A 16674-nucleotide genomic window follows, 5' to 3' on the forward strand; every position below is an offset into this window, starting at 1 on the left:
CTTGGAGGATACGAGCGCGTTCGCGATACTTGCCCGGGTGAAACCACATTCCACGCACAGCCCACGTCAACGCACGGCCGCCCTCGGCGCCATAGCCGCCGCCGGCGCGCTGGCCTTCGCGATGACGTCCTCTGTACCGGCGAACGCCGCGCCCCGGCACACCGGATCGCTCGACTACGTGGCCCTGGGAGACTCCTACGCCGCGGCGCCCGGCGTCCCCGAGCAGATCGACACCGCGTGCGCCCGCTCCAACGCCAACTACCCACATCTCGTGGCCGAGCGGAACACGGCACGGCTGACGGACGTCACATGCTCGGGGGCGACCACTGCGGACCTGGCCCTCGCCACGGACACGGCGCCCGCCCAATACGACGCCCTCAAGCGCGACACCGACCTGGTGACCGTGAGCATCGGCGGCAACGACATCGGCTTCTCCGCCGTACTGGGACGCTGCGCCACGCTGGGCGCTGGGAACCCGTCCGGAAGCCCGTGCCGCGACGCTCTCACCCAGGGCGGCAGCGACCAGGTGGAGCAGAGCATCGCCGCCACGGCGCCGAAGATCTCCCAGGTGATCGCCGAAGTTCACCGTCGGGCCCCGCGCGCCAAGGTGGTCATGGTCGGCTATCCGTCGCTCTTCCCGGACAGCGGAGTCGGCTGCACCAGCCCCAGCGTCCCCTTCGCGGCCGGCGACTTCGGCTATCTGCGGGACAAGACGAAGTCGCTCAACGCCATGATCGCTCACCAGGCAGAGCTCGGCAGGGCCGGGTACGTCGACACGTACAAGCCCACCATCGGCCACGACATGTGCCAACCGGTCGGTGAGCGCTGGATCGAGACCCTCGCTCCTGAGACTCCGGCGGCGCCGGCCCACCCGAACGCACAGGGTGAGCAGGCCATGGCGGCAGCCGTGAACCGCGCGCTGGCCCAGTGCGGTGTCGTTCGCCGGGTCTGATGCTTCAGGTGGGGCCGCGGCGGCATGCCGGGGCCCCACCGCAGCGTGAGAGTTCGAGCGAGCCGATCACAAGTGGTCGCTTGGCACACTATTTTGATCACGAGCAACCACAACTAGCAGTTTCCCAAGCTGACTTGTGGTTCGATGCCGTCCGGCACGCACAGGCGAGCGACGGCGACGGGAGTTTGCGCATGGACCGGCGAGGGTTCCTCAGGGGCGCGGCCGCGGTGTCCGCCGCGGGACTGGTCTCAGCCATGGGCGGTACGGCCACGGCGACCGCCGCACCGAGGCCGCTGGCGCCCCAGGACTGGCTGTCCGGTATCGCCGACGCCACCCCCGTCCAGCGGCTGACGCTGCCCGGCACCCATGACTCCGGCGCCCGCTACGGCGGACCCTGGACGGAGTGCCAGAACACCACCATCGGCGACCAGCTCAACAGCGGCATACGCTTCCTCGACATCCGCTGCCGCGCCTTCGAAGGCGCCTTCCCCATCCACCACGGGGCCTTCTACCAGCACCTCAACTTCGACGACGTCCTCACCGCCTGCCGCTCCTTTCTGACCGCGCACCCGTCGGAGACCGTACTGATGCGGGTCAAGCAGGAGTACTCCGAGGAGAGCGCGGCCGAGTTCCGCCGTATCTTCGACACCTACCTCGACGGGAAGGGCTGGCGGTCGCTGTTCCGCCTGGACGCCACGCTGCCGACGCTGGGCCAGGCCCGCGGCAAGGTCGTCCTGCTCGCCGACTCCGACAACATGCCGGGGGTGCGGTACGCCGACGCGGGGCTCTTCGACATCCAGGACGACTACATGGCGGAGCCGTTCGGCAAGTACCCGAAGATCCAGGCCCAGTTCCGCAAGGCCGCGGCCCAGCCAGGCAAGCTCTTCTTCAACTATGTCTCCACCGCCGCCCTGCTCCCGCCACGCTCCAACGCTGACCGGCTGAACCCGCAGGTCAAGAGCTTCCTGGAGAGCTCCGAGGCCACCGGCTGGACCGGCCTCGGAGTGGTGCCGATGGACTTTCCGAACACCGTCTCCGGCCTCGTCGACACCCTCATCCGGCACAACCCGGCGGCGTAGATATTGACCCATGTTTACGGCGCGGAAATGCACCACATCTCGGGTCGTTTCCGCTCCTAGGGTCGGGGCATGACCACGTTCCAGGTGCCTCAGCGCATGAACTTCACCACCGTCGCCCCCAAGGTCTTCAAGGCCGTTCTCGCCCTCGACGCCGCCGCCCGTGAAGGGCTCGACCCCGTCCTGCTGGAACTGGTGCAGATCCGCGCCTCGCAGATCAACCGCTGCGCGTACTGCATCGATTACCACACCACCGACGCCCGTAAGGCCGGGGAGTCGGAGGAGCGGATCTACCAGCTCTCCGCCTGGGAGGAGTCGAGCCTGTTCACCGAGAAGGAGCGGGCCGCCCTGGCGCTGACCGAGGCCGTCACCCGGCTGCCGGAGGGCGTGTCGGACGCGGTGTACGAGGAGGCCGCTCTGCACTTCGACGAGAAGGAGCTCGCCCACCTCATCGCGCTGATCTTCACGGTCAACACGTGGAACCGGATGAACGTCACCACGCGCAAGACGCCCGGCACCCAGTAGCCGACAGTTCCCATGGGCGGTGGCCGCCGCAGGGACCACCTGCTGCGGCCACCGCCCATGGCATGCCACGGACCGTTTTCCTCATGAAGGGCTGATCCAGCCGTGACCACTGTCGACACCCCGGTGCCCCAGTGCCCGCCGCGGTGGGCCGTTCACCCGTCAAGGGCTGGCTCGCCGTCCTGGCGGTGACGCTGGGCATCTTCTCCCTGATGACCTCCGAACTGCTGCCCGTGGGCCTGCTCACTCCGGTCGGCTCCGCGCTGCACGTCTCCGAGGGCACCGCGGGACTGATGGTGACCGTTCCCGGCCTGGTCGCCTGCGGCATAGCGCTGCGGCTCGTACCGGAGAAGCACGTCCCCCGGGCCACCGCCGTCATCTTCGGCGGTGTGGAGACCGCGTCCGTCCTGGGGGTCCCACCGGGACGTTCATCGGCGACCTCAGCGACTGGCGCACCGCGTTCGCCGCCGTGGACGTCCTCGGGCTGACCTCCCTGGTCTGCATGGTCTTCCTGATGCCGAAGGTGCCGGCGGAGCGGACCATCGCGTTCGCGGACCTGCCGAAGGTCTTCAAGGGCAATGGCGGCGCTTCATCGCCGGCGCGCTCATCGCCAAGCGGCTTCGGCAGACCGTGGTCGGCATCTGTGTGGTGCTGGGCCCTGGCCATGCCGCTCCTCGCGCTCGGCGCGCTCTTCGGCGGACTGGCAGTCGACACCATCGCCACCACGAGCGTGCTGTGGATCGGCGCCGCCCGCGCCCTCCTGGCGCTGCCCGTGGTCGGGTTGCGTAAGCGACCTGTCAGCCGACCCCCGCCTCGTGGGCGATCAGCCCCGCCTGGGTGCGGTTCACACAGCCCAGCTTGTCCAGCAGCCGGGACACATAACCCTTGATCGTGGCCTCCGAGAGATACAGCCGCGCCCCTATCTGCGCGTTCGACAGCCCCTCGCCGAGCCCGGCCAGCACCTCGACCTCCCGCTCGGTCAGCGACTCCACCAGCCGCCGCGCGCGGTCGCGCGCCGAGTGGCCGTCGGAGGAGGCCGCGACCAGCCGGCGGGCGGCGGCCGGGGAGAGCACGGTGTGGCCCTCGGCGGCCACCCGCACCAGGCCGATCAGGTCCTCCGGCGGCGTGGTCTTGACCAGGAAGCCCGTCGCACCGGCCCGCAGCGCGCGCAGGACGTACTGGTCGGCGTCGAAGGTCGTGAGGACCACGATGACCGGCGGATCGGCGAGCTCCCTGATGCGCTCGATCGCGGTGAGCCCGTCCACGCCCGGCATGCGCAGATCCATGAGCACCACGTCCGGCCGGTGGCGCTCGACCGCCTCGGCGCCGGCCGCGCCGTCGTGTGCCTCGGCCACGACCTCGATGTCCTCGGCCGAACCGAGGATCGTGCGCAGGAACACGCACACCATCGGCTCGTCGTCCACGACCACTACCCGGACCACCGGTCTCACCCCACCGTCTCCTCCGTCGGCACATCCGCCGTCGGCACATACGAGGGCAGCGTGGCCTCGACGCCGAAGCCGCCGTCCGGCTCGGGCTCGGCGCGCAGCGTACCGCCCACGCTACGAAAGTCGCATGCGAGTGAGACGTTGTGCCCGCTGTCGGGCCGGGCGCTTGGGCGCGGCGTCTCGCTCGTGGGGATCACCGGGCGGCCGGGCCCGGCGGACGTCCACGTTCAGCGAGGGCGCGGTCCGCCACTGCCGACGGCACCCCCGGCCGGAGTGACCGTACCGGGGGTGTCGGCAGCCGCCTGACGATCCGTCACAGGGAGGGCTGGGCGTTGCGGACCAGTTCGAGGGCCTGCTCGGGGAACCACTCGCCCGCCTCCGGGTCCACCATCCCACGCTCCGGGTCATGGGGCCCCTCCGTACCGCGCAGGCACTGGCCGTCCGACTCGCCGGGGGTCTTCACCCACAGCGCGGCGTCCTGCAGCGGATCGCCGGTCTTGGTGGTGGGACGCATGCCCAGGCCGCGGCCGGGAGGGTTGCACCAGGACTGGGGGTCGGCGTGGCTGCCGGCCCGGGGCAGCCAGGGGCCGCGGCCGTTGCGGCTGGTGTCGGTGACGAAGTGCTTCATCTCGTCGGGCTCGTTGAGCACATTGATCTCCAGCCACCGCTCGGCGCGCAGCCGCGGCCACCGCTGGTCGGGGCACTCCGCCGGGTTGCCGCCGTCGGCCACATAGGCCAGGCAGGAGGAGATGAGCCGGCCGTACCAGGCGTTGTCCTCGTCGGTCTGGTAGTGGGAGACGTTGAGGGCGAAGCCGGTGGCGTTGTCGACACCGGCGTGGAGCAGCCGGCTCACGATGCTGCTGACGGGGTGCCAGTCCGTGTGTCCGCCGTCCAGGTAGACCTTGGTGCCGGGCAGCGGTTCCAGTTTGTCGACCGCGTAGTTGAGTTCGGCGTAGCGGGCGGCGTTACGGGCCCTCGCCTCGGTGGGGGTGAGGGCGGGTGCCTTCCGGGCGGTGCCCAAGGGGGTGTCCATGGGCGTGTTCGTGAGTGTGTTCGCGGGTTTGCTGACGGGTTCGGGTTCGTCGGTGGCGTTGCCGATGGGTTTCTCGGCGGCGTTCTCGGCGGGGATGTCCGTGGGTCTCTCGGTGGGCGTGTCCGCGGGCGCGTCGGGCTCGGCGTGCACCTCGTCCGGCGTGTCGGCGTACTCCTCCTCGGGCAGGTCCTTGACCGGGTCGATGTCGGCGGGGGCCGCGGCCCGATTGGCGCCCCGCCTCGCGATCTGCTCCTGGGCCTGCGCATCGGCCTGCGCCTCGGCGCGGGCGAGCTCGCCGCCGAGCACCCCGGCCCCGGCGCCGAACAGACGGCTGTCGAAGGCATCGCCCTCGGACGCGTCCTCGGCGTTCTGAGCGCCGTCCGGCCCGCCCTCGGACTCGTCGGCGAAGTCCTCGCCGCGCCCGGCGCTCACGCCGCGGCCGCAGTCGGAGGGCAACAGGGCGAGTGAGTCGGGCTCCAAGATGATCATTGCCCGCCGGTGGCCGATGCCCCGGGCGACGGCGTCGATCCACTTCCGGTACTCGGCGGTGCCCTGCGCGCCACCCGCCGAGTAACTGCCGCAGTCACGGCCGGGCGTGTTGTAGAGCGCGAGGACGGGCACATGGCCCCGCCGCACCGCGCGCCGGGTGGTCTCGCGGACCAGTTGCTCGACCTCTTCCGGGCTGTCGTCCCCGAACCAGACCGCGTGCGGCGTGCGGACCATCTCGAGCAACGCGGCGGCCGCGCTGCGGTCGCCGTGCCTGACCAGCCGGGTCATCTGATGGAAGGGGCCCGTTCCGGCCGGCGGGGTGTACAGCCGGTGCAGGGCCCTGGCCGGGGTGGGCTCCCCCGGCGCCACCGCGTATCCGGCGGCCGCGGTGGACAGGGGCAGCGCGATCGCGGCCAGGATGGCCATCGGCTTGGTGGGGATCGTCCGTCTTCTACGCACGTACGCACTCCTCGAGCGGCGTTTTCGGGTTCGATTTCTGAGGCTCAATCAGAAACCGGGGCCTCGCAACGCGTACGTCCGCCGGGTGGCCGAACCGCTCCCCCACCCAAGGGTGGCGCTCCGTCAGACGACCGAGCCGATCCATCCCATGCCCACCGACGTCGAAAGGTCGTGGTGGATGGGGATATGGGCACCCGTCAGGGGCACTCCGCTGCCGCCCCGTCGGGCCGCGACGATTTCGCTCGCGATGGACAAGGCGGTCTCCTCGGGCGTCCGGGCGCCGAGGTCGAGGCCGATCGGGGAGCGCAGCCGCGCCAGCGCCGACTCGCCAAGACCGGCCTCGCGCAGCCGCCGCAGCCGGTCCTCGTGGGTGCGGCGCGAGCCCATCGCGCCGACGTACCCGACGGGCAGCCGCAGCGCCCGCTCCAGCAGCGGGATGTCGAACTTGGCGTCGTGGGTGAGCACACACAGCACCGTACGGGCGTCGACCTCGGTGGCGTCCAGATAGCGGTGCGGCCACTCGACGACCACCTCGTCCGCGTCCGGGAAGCGGCGGGCGGTCGCGAAGACGGGCCGGGCGTCGCACACCGTCACGTGGTAGCCGAGGAACTTCCCGATCCGCGCCAGCGCGCCCGCGAAGTCGATCGCGCCGAAGACGATCATCCGGGGCGGGGGCACGGCGGACTCGACGAGGAGGGTGACCGGCTCGCCGCAGCGGCCGCCGTCCGCGCCGACCTCCACGGTGGCGGTGCGCCCGGCCTCCAGCAGCGCGCGGGCCTCGTCCACCGCCGTACGGTCCAGGGCCGCCGTACGGTCCAGGGCCGCCGTACGGTCCAGGGCCGGGCCCAGGCTGCCCTCGTACGAGCCGTCGGGGCGCACCAGCAGCGCGCGGCCCAGCAGTTCCGGCGGCCCGTCGGCGATCCGTACGAGCGCCGCCGGACGGCCATCGACATCGCCGGACAACGCGGCGGCCGACAGCGCGGCCGCGAGGACCGGGCGCAGCCGGGTGTCGTCGGCGGGCACCGGGGTGACCAGGATGTCGATGGTCCCGCCGCAGGTCAGGCCCACGGCGAAGGCGTCCTCGTCGGAGTAGCCGAAGCTCTCCCGTACGGCCTGGCCGGTGCTCAGCGCGTCCTGGCACAGGTCGTAGACCGCGCCCTCCACGCATCCGCCGGACACGCTGCCGATCGCCGTCCCCGCGGCGTCCACGGCAAGCGCCGCGCCCGGCTGCCGGGGGGCGCTGCCGACGGCGGTCACGACGGTGGCGACGGCGAAGTCCCGTCCCTCCTCGCACCAGCGGTGCAGCTCGGCGGCGATGTCCAGCATGGCGCTCAGCTCCTGGGTCCGTCGGGTCCGTTGTCGAAGGGGGACACGTCCGGCGGCGTGCCGCGACCACGCCACATTCACCCATAACCGTCACGTATCCGTCAGATGTTCCGGGCGGACGGGGACGCGGCCAAGACGCAGCCCGGTCGCCGCCCGGATGGCGGCGACGACGGCCGGGGTGGCGGACAGGGTGGGGGCCTCGCCGACCCCGCGCAGCCCGTACGGGGCATGGTCGTCGGCCAGTTCCAGCACCTCCACCGGGATGCTCGGCGTGTCGAGGATGGTGGGGATCAGATAGTCGGTGAAGGACGGATTGCGGACCCGCGCGCCGTCCGAGACCACGATCTCCTCCATGACCGCGAGCCCGAGCCCCTGCGTCGTACCTCCCTGGATCTGACCGACCACGGACAGCGGGTTGAGCGCCTTGCCGACGTCCTGGGCGGCGGCGAGTTCGACGACCTTGACCAGGCCGAGTTCGGTGTCGACGTCGACGACGGCGCGGTGGGCGCAGAAGGAGTACTGGACGTGGCCGAAGCCCTGCCCGGTCTCCGGGTGGAAGGGCTGGGTCGGGCGGTGCCGGAACTCCTCCTCGATGTCGATCGCGTCCCCGCCCAGGATCTCGGCGAGGTCGCCGATGACCTCGCCCGCCTCGGTGACCACCTTGCCGCCCGCCAGCAGCAGCCCCGCGTCCGCCCAGCCGGGGTGGTCGGCGCCGAACCGCTCGCGGCCACGCCGGAACACCTCCTCGCGCACCGCCTCGCAGGTGTGCTTGATCGCGCCGCCGGTCATATACGTCTGCCGGGAGGCGGAGGTGGAGCCCGCCGAGCCGACCTGGGTGTCGGCCGGGTGCAGCACGACCTGCGCCACACCGAGCTCGGTGCGGGCGATCTGGGTGTGCACGGTCACCCCGCCCTGGCCGACCTCGGCCATGGCGGTGTGCACCAGGGCGACCGGCTCCCCGCCCAGCACCTCGAGCCGCACCCGGGCGGTGGAGTAGTCGTCGAAGCCCTCGGAGAAGCCGACGTTCTTGATGCCGACCGCGTAGCCGACGCCGCGCACCACGCCCTCGCCATGGCTGGTGTTGGACAGCCCGCCCGGCAGTTCCCGTACGTCGGAGAAGCCGCCGGCGCGCGGCATCGGCCGGGCCTTGACCCGGCGCAGCAGCTCGGCGACCGGGGCCGGGGAGTCGACGCGCTGGCCGGTGGGCATGACCGCGCCCTGCTCCATGGCGTTGCGCTGCCGGAACTCCACCGGGTCCAGGCCCAGCTCCGCCGCCACCGCGTCCATCTGCGCCTCGTACGCGAAGCAGGCCTGCACCGCGCCGAAGCCGCGCATCGCACCGCAGGGCGGGTTGTTGGAGTACAGGGCCAGCGCCTCGATGTCGACGTTGTCCACGGCGTACGGGCCGATGGACAGCGAGGCGGCGTTGCCGACGACGGCCGGGGAGGAGGAGGCGTACGCGCCGCCGTCGAGGACGATGCGGCACTGGACGTAGAGCAGCCTGCCGTCGCGGGTCGCGCCGTGCTCGTAGGTGAGCTTGGCGGGGTGACGGTGGACATGGCCGAAGAACGACTCGTACCGGTTGTAGACGATCTTGACGGGCCGGCCGGTGCGCAGCGCCAGCAGACATGCGTGCGCCTGCATGGACAGGTCCTCGCGGGCGCCGAAGGCCCCGCCTACGCCGGACAGGGTCAGCCTGACCTTGTCGGCGGGCAGCCCCAGGACCGGGGCGAGCTGATCGCGGTCGACGTGCAGCCACTGGGTGGCGATGTACAGGTCGACGCCACCGTCCTCGGCGGGCACGGCCAGACCGGACTCCGGGCCGAGGAACGCCTGGTCCTGCATGCCGACCTCGTAGTCCCGGCGCACCACCACATCGGCACGGGCCCGGGCGGCGGCGACGTCGCCGCGCCTGATGGGCTGTCGGTGGACGATGTTGGGGTGCGGGGCGTGTGCGGCGTGGCGGTCCGTACGGCCCGGGTGGAGCACGGGCGCGCCGGGCGCGGTGGCGGTGGCCTCGTCGGTGACCAGCGGCAGCTCGGCGTACTCGACCTTGATCCGGGCGGCGGCGCGGCGCGCGGTCTCGGGGTGGTCGGCGGCGACGATCGCGACGGCCTCGCCGTGGTAGCGGACCCGGTCGGCGGCGAGCACGGGCTGATCGCGGATCTCCAGACCGTAGTGGGTCTCGGCGGGGAGGTCGGCGTACGTCATGACGGTGTGCACACCAGGCATGGCCAGCGCCTCGCCGACGTCGATGGAGCGGATCTCGGCGTGGGCGTACGGGCTGCGGAGGGTGAAGCCCCACAGCATGTCCTCGTGCCACAGATCGGAGGAGTACGCGAACTCGCCGGTCGCCTTGAGCGTGCCGTCGGGGCGCGGCGTGGACTCGCCGATGGTGCCCGGGGTGGCGGCGTCCTGGCGCGGCTCGGTGGGGGCGAGGGTGGGGGTGGGCGTGCGGCCGGGGGCCATGGGCTACCTCGCCTCCGTGGTGCGCGCGGCCGCCAGGCGGACCGCGTCGAGGATCTTCTCGTAGCCGGTACAGCGGCACAGATTGCCGGACAGCGCCTCGCGGATGTCGGCGTCGGAGGGGTCGGGGGTGCGCTCCAGCAGTTCATCGGCGGCGATCAGCAGACCGGGGGTGCAGAAGCCGCACTGGATGGCGCCGGCGTCGATGAACGCCTGCTGGACGGGGGCGAGCGGGGGCGGCGGTGGGGGCGTGGACGCCTCCGTCTCGTCACCCGTCGCCTCGTCACCCGTGGCCTCGTCACCCGTGGCCCGTCGGCTCCTGGCGTCGGCGTACCGCGCAAGGCCCTCGACCGTGACGATCTCGCGGCCCTCGGCCTGACCGGCCGCCACCAGACAGGCGCACACCGGCACACCGTCGAGCCGGACCGTACAGGATCCGCATTCGCCCTGCTCACAGGCGTTCTTGGAGCCAGGGAGGCCCAGCCGCTCACGCAGTACGTACAGCAGCGACTCGCCCTCCCACACATCGTCGGCCTGCTGTGGCCGTCCGTTGACCGTGAACGTCACGCGCACCGTGCGCCTCCCTCACTCCTGTCGCTCCCGTCGCCGCCCGCGCGGAACGCCTCCCAGGTCCAGCCGAGCGTGCGGCGGGCCATGACGGACACCGCGTGGCGGCGGTACGCCGCGCTGCCGCGCACATCGTCGATCGGGTCGCAGGCGGCGGCGCACAGTTCGGCGAAGTGGCGGGCGATCGACGGGGTGATGGTCCGGCCGCCGTCCCAGAAGCCGCCCTCGGCGAGTGCGGCGTTCAGAAAGTCCTCGGCCGCCCGGGCCCGTACCGGGGTGGGCGCGGCCGATCCGATTCCCGTCCGCACCGTGCGGGTGTCCGGGTGCAGCGCGATCGCGAAGGCGCAGACGGCGATGACCATGGCGTTGCGGGTGCCGACCTTGGAGAACTGCTGCGGCCCGGCGGCCTTGCGGATGTGGATGGCCCTGATCAGCTCGTCGTCCGCCAGCGCGTTGCGCTTCACCCCGGTGTAGAACTCCTCGACCGGGATGCGGCGGCTGCCGCGCACCGAGGCGACCTCCACCTCGGCCCCGGCGGCGAGCAGCGCGGGATGTGCGTCACCGGCGGGCGAGGCAGCGCCGAGGTTGCCGCCGACGCTGCCGCGGTTGCGGATCTGCGGCGAGCCGACGGTGTGCGCGGCGATCGCCAGCCCCGGCAGCTCGGCCGCCAGCCGCTCGATGATCCGCGTGTACGGTACGGAGGCGCCCAGCCGTACGGTCTCCGCGCCGGTCTGCCACTCGTACAGCTCGGCGATCCGGGTGAGGTCGAGCAGCTGGTCGGGGCGGCGGCGGTCGAAGTTGATCTCGACCATGACGTCGGTCCCGCCCGCGATGGGCACGGCCGCGGGATGCTCCGCCTTCGCGGCGAGCGCTTCCTCCCAACTGGCAGGGCGCAGAAATTCCATGGGTGTCCCTTCTCTCCGGGGTCCTCCCCCCGGAACTCTGCACATGGCTTACCGCCAGTAGACCGAGGTATGGGCCACCTGGTGCAGTCACCAAAGCCATGAAGCAGTTGGCTGGCCAGCGGCGTGGTCTTGTAGATTCGAACGAAAGACGGGGAGTGGAAACCTCAGCGATATTCACCGGAAACGGCGAGGCTTCCACCGGCACCACACAAGGATCGGCTGGCGACGACATGCGGCTGCGCGCACTGCTGGAGACCGACGCCCTGGGCCTGCGGCTGCTCGGTGGCGAGGATGAGCTGGACCGCACCGTGCGCGGCGTGATGACCACCGATCTGCGCGATCCGAGCCGCTATCTCTCCGGCGGCGAGCTGGTCCTGACCGGTCTCGCGTGGCGGCGGGAGCCGGCGGACTCCGAGCGGTTCGTACGGATCCTGGTGGCGGCCCAGGTCGCGGGGCTCGCGGCGGGCGAGGCGGAGCTCGGCTCCGTGCCCGAGGATCTGGTGCTGGCCTGCGCGCGGCACCGGCTGCCGCTGTTCTCGGTGGTGGAGGACGTGTCGTTCGCCTCGATCACCGAGTATGTGGTGCGCCGGGTCTCCGGCGAGCGGGCCGGCGATCTGGCGGCCGTCGTCGACCGGCACCGGCGGCTGATGAGCTCGGGGCCCGCGGGCGGCGGCCCGGAAGTCGTGCTGGATCTGCTCGGCTCCGACCTCGACCTGCCCGCCTGGGTGCTCTCCCCCACCGGCCGCCGGATCGCGGTGCCGAGCGTCGCCGGGGGCGCCGGCTCCGCGGGCGCCGGCTCCGGCGGCGCGCCCGAGTTGCCGGCCGCGGTGCGGGCGCGGCTCGCCGGGGAGCATCTGGCCGCCCAGCGCTCCGGCCGCCGCGGCCCGCACCGGGTGACCGCCGCCGACGGTGCCACGTACTCCCTGTTCCCCATCCGCGGCGGCGGCCGTACGCCGTCGGACGCCGGGGACGTACGCGAGACCGTGCTCTTCGACTGGCTGCTGGTGGTCGGGGCGGACGCGGGCGACTGGCCGGAGGAGCGGCTGGATCTGCTGCACGGCGTCACCCAGCTGATCGCGGTGGAGCGGGACCGCAGGGACGCCGACCGCACCGTACGGCGCCGGCTGGCGCAGGAGGTGCTGGAGCTGGTCCAGTCGGGCGCGCCGCCCGCCGAGGTCGCCGCGCGGCTGCGGGTCGCCGCCCCCGTACTGCTGCCGGGGCTGGGCACGGCGCCGCACTGGCAGGTGGTGGTGGCCCGGGTGGAGTGGGAGGGCGACGGGGCGACGGGCGGTTCGGTGGCCCAGTCGCTGCTGGAAGAGGTGCTGGTCGACCCGGAGGCCACCGGGCCCGAGCCCTCGGACCGGATCGCGGTGGCGTACACCGGCGACGAGGCGGTCGCGCTGGTCCCGCTGCCCGCGCTGCCCGAGGCCCCGGCGGCTGATGGCGAGGGCGGCGGGGCGTACGACTTCGAGGCGGGGCTGCAGGCCGACGCGCTGCTGACCGCCGTCCGTGAACCGCTCTCCCGCGGGCTCGACGGCGACGGGCGGCTGACCCTCGGCGTCAGCGCCGTCGTCCACTCCGCGGACGGGCTGCGCGGCGCCCTGGAGGAGGCGCGGCACGCCCGGCGGGTCGCCGCCGCCAGGCCCGGCCGGGTGTGCGCGGCGGGCCACCAGGAGCTCGCCTCGCATGTCCTGCTGCTCCCCTTCGTGCCCGACGACGTCCGCCGCGCCTTCACCGCCCGGCTGCTGGACCCGCTGTACGACTACGACCGCCGCCACCGCGCCGAGCTGATCCCCACGCTGGAGGCGTTCTTGGACTGCGACGGCTCCTGGACGCGCTGTGCGACCCGGCTGCATCTGCACGTCAACACGCTGCGGTACCGGGTGGGGCGGATCGAGCAGCTGACGGGGCGCGATCTGGCGCGTCTCGAGGACAAGTTGGACTTCTTCCTTGCGCTGCGGATGAGCTGACCGACCGGGCGCCGGTCCGTCTGTGTCCCCGCGTGCCTGTCGTTCGCCCGTTTGGCTGTTCGCCTGTTGGTCAAGGGATGTTCAGTTTCCTCGGTTTCCCAGGCTGTTTGTGAATTCATTCACACCGACCTCTTGGCCGCGCCCACGCATTCATGCTGAGATTCGGATCACAGCTTCCTGCTCGATGGCGCGCTTGGGAGGGCAATGTGGCGGACACCGCCATGTCACCACCTGGATCATCGGATTCCGATTCTGATCTCAGCCCGGGTCTTGTGGACGACCCCCTGGACACGGCGGTGTGGCGGCTACGCTCGCGCGGCTGTTGGCACGACGCCGCCGCCCTGCTCCAGCCACGCGCGGCGGGCGACGCCTCGGCCGCACTCAAGCGCACCGCCGTACTCATCGAGCGCTGCATGTACACCTCCGAGGGGTGGGACGCGGCCGAGGACTCCCTGAGGGCGGCCGAGGCGCTGGCGCTCACCGATGACGAGCGGGGCGCCACGGCGTGCGAACGCGGCTATCTCGCGTACGCGGCCACACTGCTGGGGGTGCGCGACCGGGCCGACGAGGCGCGGACCGCGCTCGGGCGCGCCGCCGCGCTGCTCGGCCCCGGCTCGCGGACCCGCCCGCTGCTGGACTTCCGCCGCGGTCTGATCGCCCAGCATCTGGCGCAGAACCCGACCGGCGCCCAGGCCGCCTTCCAGCGCGCACACGCCGGGGCCGCGAACCATGGCGACGAGCTGCTGCGCTCGTTCACCTGGCGCCATCTGGCCGCGATGGCGGAGCAGGAGGGCGATCTGGCCGAGGCGCGGCGCGGCTTCACCGAGTCGCTGCGCATCCGGGAGGAGCTGGGCTATCTGATCGGCATCGCCCCGGCCCTCGCGGCGCTGGCCGAGGTGGAGGAGGAGCCGGAGGCGACCCGGCTGCGCACGGAGGCGATCCGCCTGGTGCGGCTGCTGGGCGGGGTGCCGGTGTGGCTCGCGGAGCAGTTAGAGCGGGCGCCCTCCGCGACGGCGTAGGGTCTGTCGTCAAAGGGGGCGTCCGGCCGCGAGCGGCGTCTGGTGCAGGGGCACCTCCCAGCGGTAGCTGGGGGCGCCGTGCCAGGCGTCGGGAGCAGGGCGCCCCCTTTGACGACAGGCCCTGACGCGGAAGCATCCCCGCTGGCCCGTCCGGTGTACGACGCCGGGCGGGCTTTCGGGCGCTCCGGGCGCTCCGGGGCGGGATCCGAGGCGGGGATCGCAGACGGGCCGCTTACGCTCCGCCGTTGAATTACGCTCCGCCGTTGAAGTGGTCGCGCACCAGGGACTCGACGGCGTCGAGATCCCGCGCTGCCAGGGCGTCGAGCAGGGCCATATGCTCGGCCGCGTCGGCGACGAGGTCGGCGGTACGCACGATCTGACCGCCGGGAAGCGGCCACTGCGCCCGCCGGTGCAGTTCGTCGGCCACGACGACCAACTGTTGATTTCCGGCCAGGCTGAGGACCGCCTGGTGGAAGGTGCGGTCGGATTCCAGATACGCCGCGCGGTTCCCCTTCGCCGCCGCCACCGCCGTGGCCTCGGCGAACGGCCGCAGCCCCGCCCACCGCTCGGGTGCGATCGCCTCGGCCAGGCTGAGCATCACGGGGACCTCCAGCAGGGCCCGGACCTCGGCCAGCTCGGCCAGCTCTCGCGCGCTGCGCCGGGCCACCCGGAATCCCCGGTTCGGCACCACCTCGACGGCGCCTTCGCCGGCGAGCTGCTGCATGGCCTCGCGTACGGGCGTGGCCGACACGCCGAAGCGCTCGGCGAGGGCCGGTGCGGAGTAGACCTCGCCGGGGGCGAGCTCGCCGCCGACCAGCGCATCCCTCAGGGCGTCCAGGATCTGCCCGCGCACCGAGTGGCGCTGGGGCGGCTTCCGTGAGGCGGGCCCGCCGGGGCCGGGGATTCCGGGGCCGGGGATGCCGGGACCCGGGTGCGGCTCCGCCGCCGTTTCGGCACTGGCCTGCTCCACCTCGGCTCCTCCTGACGTCCGCCTGAAACGATATGCGGAGGCCGCGCGAGGTCAAACCCCTCGGACGCCGTATTTAAGGCAACCCTAACGGAACGGCGCACACGGGATCACACCGAGCGTCCTGACGCAAGCTCAGCAGTCTGTTTACGCTCGATCGAGTTCCATGAATAGAATGCAAGCCGCTTGCACAGCGCGAGCGTTCGAACCGTATCGCACCTATCCGCGTGTCCCCCCGCCGATTTGGCGCCCTCTTGTCCAGAAACCGCTCGGGACAAGCCGGGTTTCCGCCAAGATGTCGCGCGAGTAGGCCGGGTACTACGGCCAGAACTTCACGGAAGCGAGGCAAGGGACACCGGATGAGACTGACCGACATATCGAGCTGGGGCCTCCCGGCCGTCGTGATACTCGTCGGCGTCGTGGGAGCGGTGACAGTGCTCGCGCGGGGCCGCAACGCCAAGGACGACAAGTCCACCGACTCCTGGGAGCGCAGCGAGGAGCGGCGGCGGCGCAAGGAGGCCATCTATGGGATGGCCTCTTATGTTCTGCTGTTCTGCTGCGCCGGGGTCGCGGCGGCACTCTCCTTCCAGGGCCTGGTGGGCTTCGGACGGGAGAACCTCGCCCTGACGAACGGCTGGGAGTACCTGGTGCCGTTCGGGCTCGACGGCGCCGCGATGTTCTGCTCGGTGCTCGCGGTGCGCGAGGCCAGCCACGGTGACGCCGCGCTCGGCTCCCGACTGCTGGTGTGGCTGTTCGCCGGCGCCGCGGCCTGGTTCAACTGGGTGCACGCTCCCCGTGGCATGGGCCACGCCGGTGCGCCGCAGTTCTTCGCCGGTATGTCGCTGTCGGCGGCGGTCCTCTTCGACCGCGCGCTCAAGCAGACCCGCCGGGCGGCGCTGCGCGAGCAGGGCCTGGTGCCGCGGCCGCTGCCGCAGATCCGCATCGTGCGCTGGCTGCGCGCGCCCCGCGAGACCTTCGCCGCCTGGTCGCTGATGCTGCTCGAGGGCGTCCGCACCCTGGACGAGGCCGTCGAAGAGGTGCGCGAGGACCGCAAGGAGAAGGAGCACAGCCGGCACCGCAGGCGGGAGCAGGAGAAGCTGGACCGGGCCAGGATCCGGGCGCTGAACCGGCAGCACCGCGCGTGGGGGCGGCGCGGCGGCCGCCAGGTGGAGGTGACGGGGTCCTCCCCGCAGCCGGCGCTCACATCGGAGCCTGCCATATCGGAGAAATCGCTGGAAAACTCTTCCTCGCTGGAAAAGGGGCAGCTGCCCGCGCCCGCGTCCCGGCCCGCCCTGCGGTCCGCGAGTGACAGTGACGGCGCCATCACCGGACTGGACGACCGCGAGGCCGACCGCCCGCGCACCATCGACCTCACCGCCGAGGACGACACGCTGACCATGCCGCGACTCGACTCCCTCGAGGAGAAGCTGGCACAGATCGAGCGAGCCTTCGGCTGAGCTGACTGCTGGGTGGGC

General features: G+C 72.2%; 14 protein-coding genes. 7 read left to right on the plus strand and 7 right to left on the minus strand.

Going from position 1 to position 16674, the window contains the following annotated elements:
* The first annotated feature begins 37 nt into the window (after window positions 1-37).
* The 4 genes from ACH4U7_RS16335 to ACH4U7_RS16350 all read left to right on the plus strand — a co-directional run bounded on the left by ACH4U7_RS16335 (window position 38) and on the right by ACH4U7_RS16350 (window position 3038).
* A complete protein-coding gene (locus ACH4U7_RS16335) occupies window positions 38-952 on the plus strand; it encodes an SGNH/GDSL hydrolase family protein (protein ID WP_398528578.1) in 915 nt (304 codons plus the stop codon).
* A gap of 191 nt (window positions 953-1143) precedes the next feature.
* A complete protein-coding gene (locus tag ACH4U7_RS16340) occupies window positions 1144-2031 on the plus strand; it encodes a phosphatidylinositol-specific phospholipase C domain-containing protein (protein WP_398528579.1) in 888 nt (295 codons plus the stop codon).
* A gap of 96 nt (window positions 2032-2127) precedes the next feature.
* On the plus strand, window positions 2128-2553 hold the full coding sequence (locus ACH4U7_RS16345; RefSeq protein WP_398528941.1) for a carboxymuconolactone decarboxylase family protein: 426 nt from the start codon (window positions 2128-2130) through the stop codon (window positions 2551-2553).
* Window positions 2554-2684: 131 nt separating this feature from the next.
* Entirely contained in the window at window positions 2685-3038 is a 354-nt protein-coding gene (locus tag ACH4U7_RS16350; RefSeq protein ID WP_398528580.1) for a hypothetical protein, read from the plus strand.
* Between the two features lie 309 nt (window positions 3039-3347).
* On the opposite strand, the gene ACH4U7_RS16355 is transcribed toward ACH4U7_RS16350, so the two are convergent.
* The 6 genes from ACH4U7_RS16355 to ACH4U7_RS16380 form a co-directional block, all read right to left on the minus strand.
* Complete coding sequence (locus ACH4U7_RS16355; protein WP_398528942.1) at window positions 3348-3992, minus strand: response regulator; 645 nt, start codon at window positions 3990-3992, stop codon at window positions 3348-3350.
* A gap of 319 nt (window positions 3993-4311) precedes the next feature.
* Window positions 4312-5979, minus strand: coding sequence for a glycoside hydrolase family 6 protein (locus tag ACH4U7_RS16360; RefSeq protein WP_398528581.1), 1668 nt, complete (start codon window positions 5977-5979; stop codon window positions 4312-4314).
* A gap of 123 nt (window positions 5980-6102) precedes the next feature.
* A complete protein-coding gene (locus ACH4U7_RS16365) occupies window positions 6103-7305 on the minus strand; it encodes an XdhC family protein (RefSeq protein WP_398528582.1) in 1203 nt (400 codons plus the stop codon).
* Window positions 7306-7395: 90 nt separating this feature from the next.
* Window positions 7396-9774 carry a xanthine dehydrogenase subunit D gene (gene pucD / locus ACH4U7_RS16370; protein WP_398528583.1) on the minus strand — a complete coding sequence of 793 codons (2379 nt, stop codon included), beginning with the start codon at window positions 9772-9774 and terminating at the stop codon, window positions 7396-7398.
* A 3-nt stretch (window positions 9775-9777) separates the two neighbouring features.
* Window positions 9778-10344 carry a (2Fe-2S)-binding protein gene (locus ACH4U7_RS16375; RefSeq protein WP_398528584.1) on the minus strand — a complete coding sequence of 189 codons (567 nt, stop codon included), beginning with the start codon at window positions 10342-10344 and terminating at the stop codon, window positions 9778-9780.
* Window positions 10335-11243 carry an FAD binding domain-containing protein gene (locus tag ACH4U7_RS16380; protein ID WP_398528585.1) on the minus strand — a complete coding sequence of 303 codons (909 nt, stop codon included), beginning with the start codon at window positions 11241-11243 and terminating at the stop codon, window positions 10335-10337. The genes ACH4U7_RS16375 and ACH4U7_RS16380 overlap by 10 nt, the downstream gene beginning before the upstream one ends.
* Window positions 11244-11473: 230 nt before the next feature.
* Between ACH4U7_RS16380 and ACH4U7_RS16385 the strand changes: the two genes are divergently transcribed.
* Both ACH4U7_RS16385 and ACH4U7_RS16390 read left to right on the plus strand, forming a co-directional pair.
* Window positions 11474-13213 carry a PucR family transcriptional regulator gene (locus ACH4U7_RS16385; RefSeq protein WP_398528586.1) on the plus strand — a complete coding sequence of 580 codons (1740 nt, stop codon included), beginning with the start codon at window positions 11474-11476 and terminating at the stop codon, window positions 13211-13213.
* A 221-nt stretch (window positions 13214-13434) separates the two neighbouring features.
* On the plus strand, window positions 13435-14232 hold the full coding sequence (locus ACH4U7_RS16390; protein WP_398528943.1) for a hypothetical protein: 798 nt from the start codon (window positions 13435-13437) through the stop codon (window positions 14230-14232).
* A gap of 250 nt (window positions 14233-14482) precedes the next feature.
* Here the strand turns inward: ACH4U7_RS16390 and ACH4U7_RS16395 are convergent, their stop codons facing one another.
* Complete coding sequence (locus ACH4U7_RS16395; RefSeq protein WP_398528587.1) at window positions 14483-15202, minus strand: GntR family transcriptional regulator; 720 nt, start codon at window positions 15200-15202, stop codon at window positions 14483-14485.
* A gap of 356 nt (window positions 15203-15558) precedes the next feature.
* Between ACH4U7_RS16395 and ACH4U7_RS16400 the strand changes: the two genes are divergently transcribed.
* Window positions 15559-16656: a DUF2637 domain-containing protein gene (locus ACH4U7_RS16400; RefSeq protein ID WP_398528588.1), complete on the plus strand. Its 1098-nt coding sequence runs from the start codon at window positions 15559-15561 to the stop codon at window positions 16654-16656.
* Window positions 16657-16674 lie beyond the last annotated feature (18 nt).

It is taken from the genome of Streptomyces sp. NPDC020845, from assembly GCF_044334165.1.
Classification (GTDB): domain Bacteria; phylum Actinomycetota; class Actinomycetes; order Streptomycetales; family Streptomycetaceae; genus Streptomyces.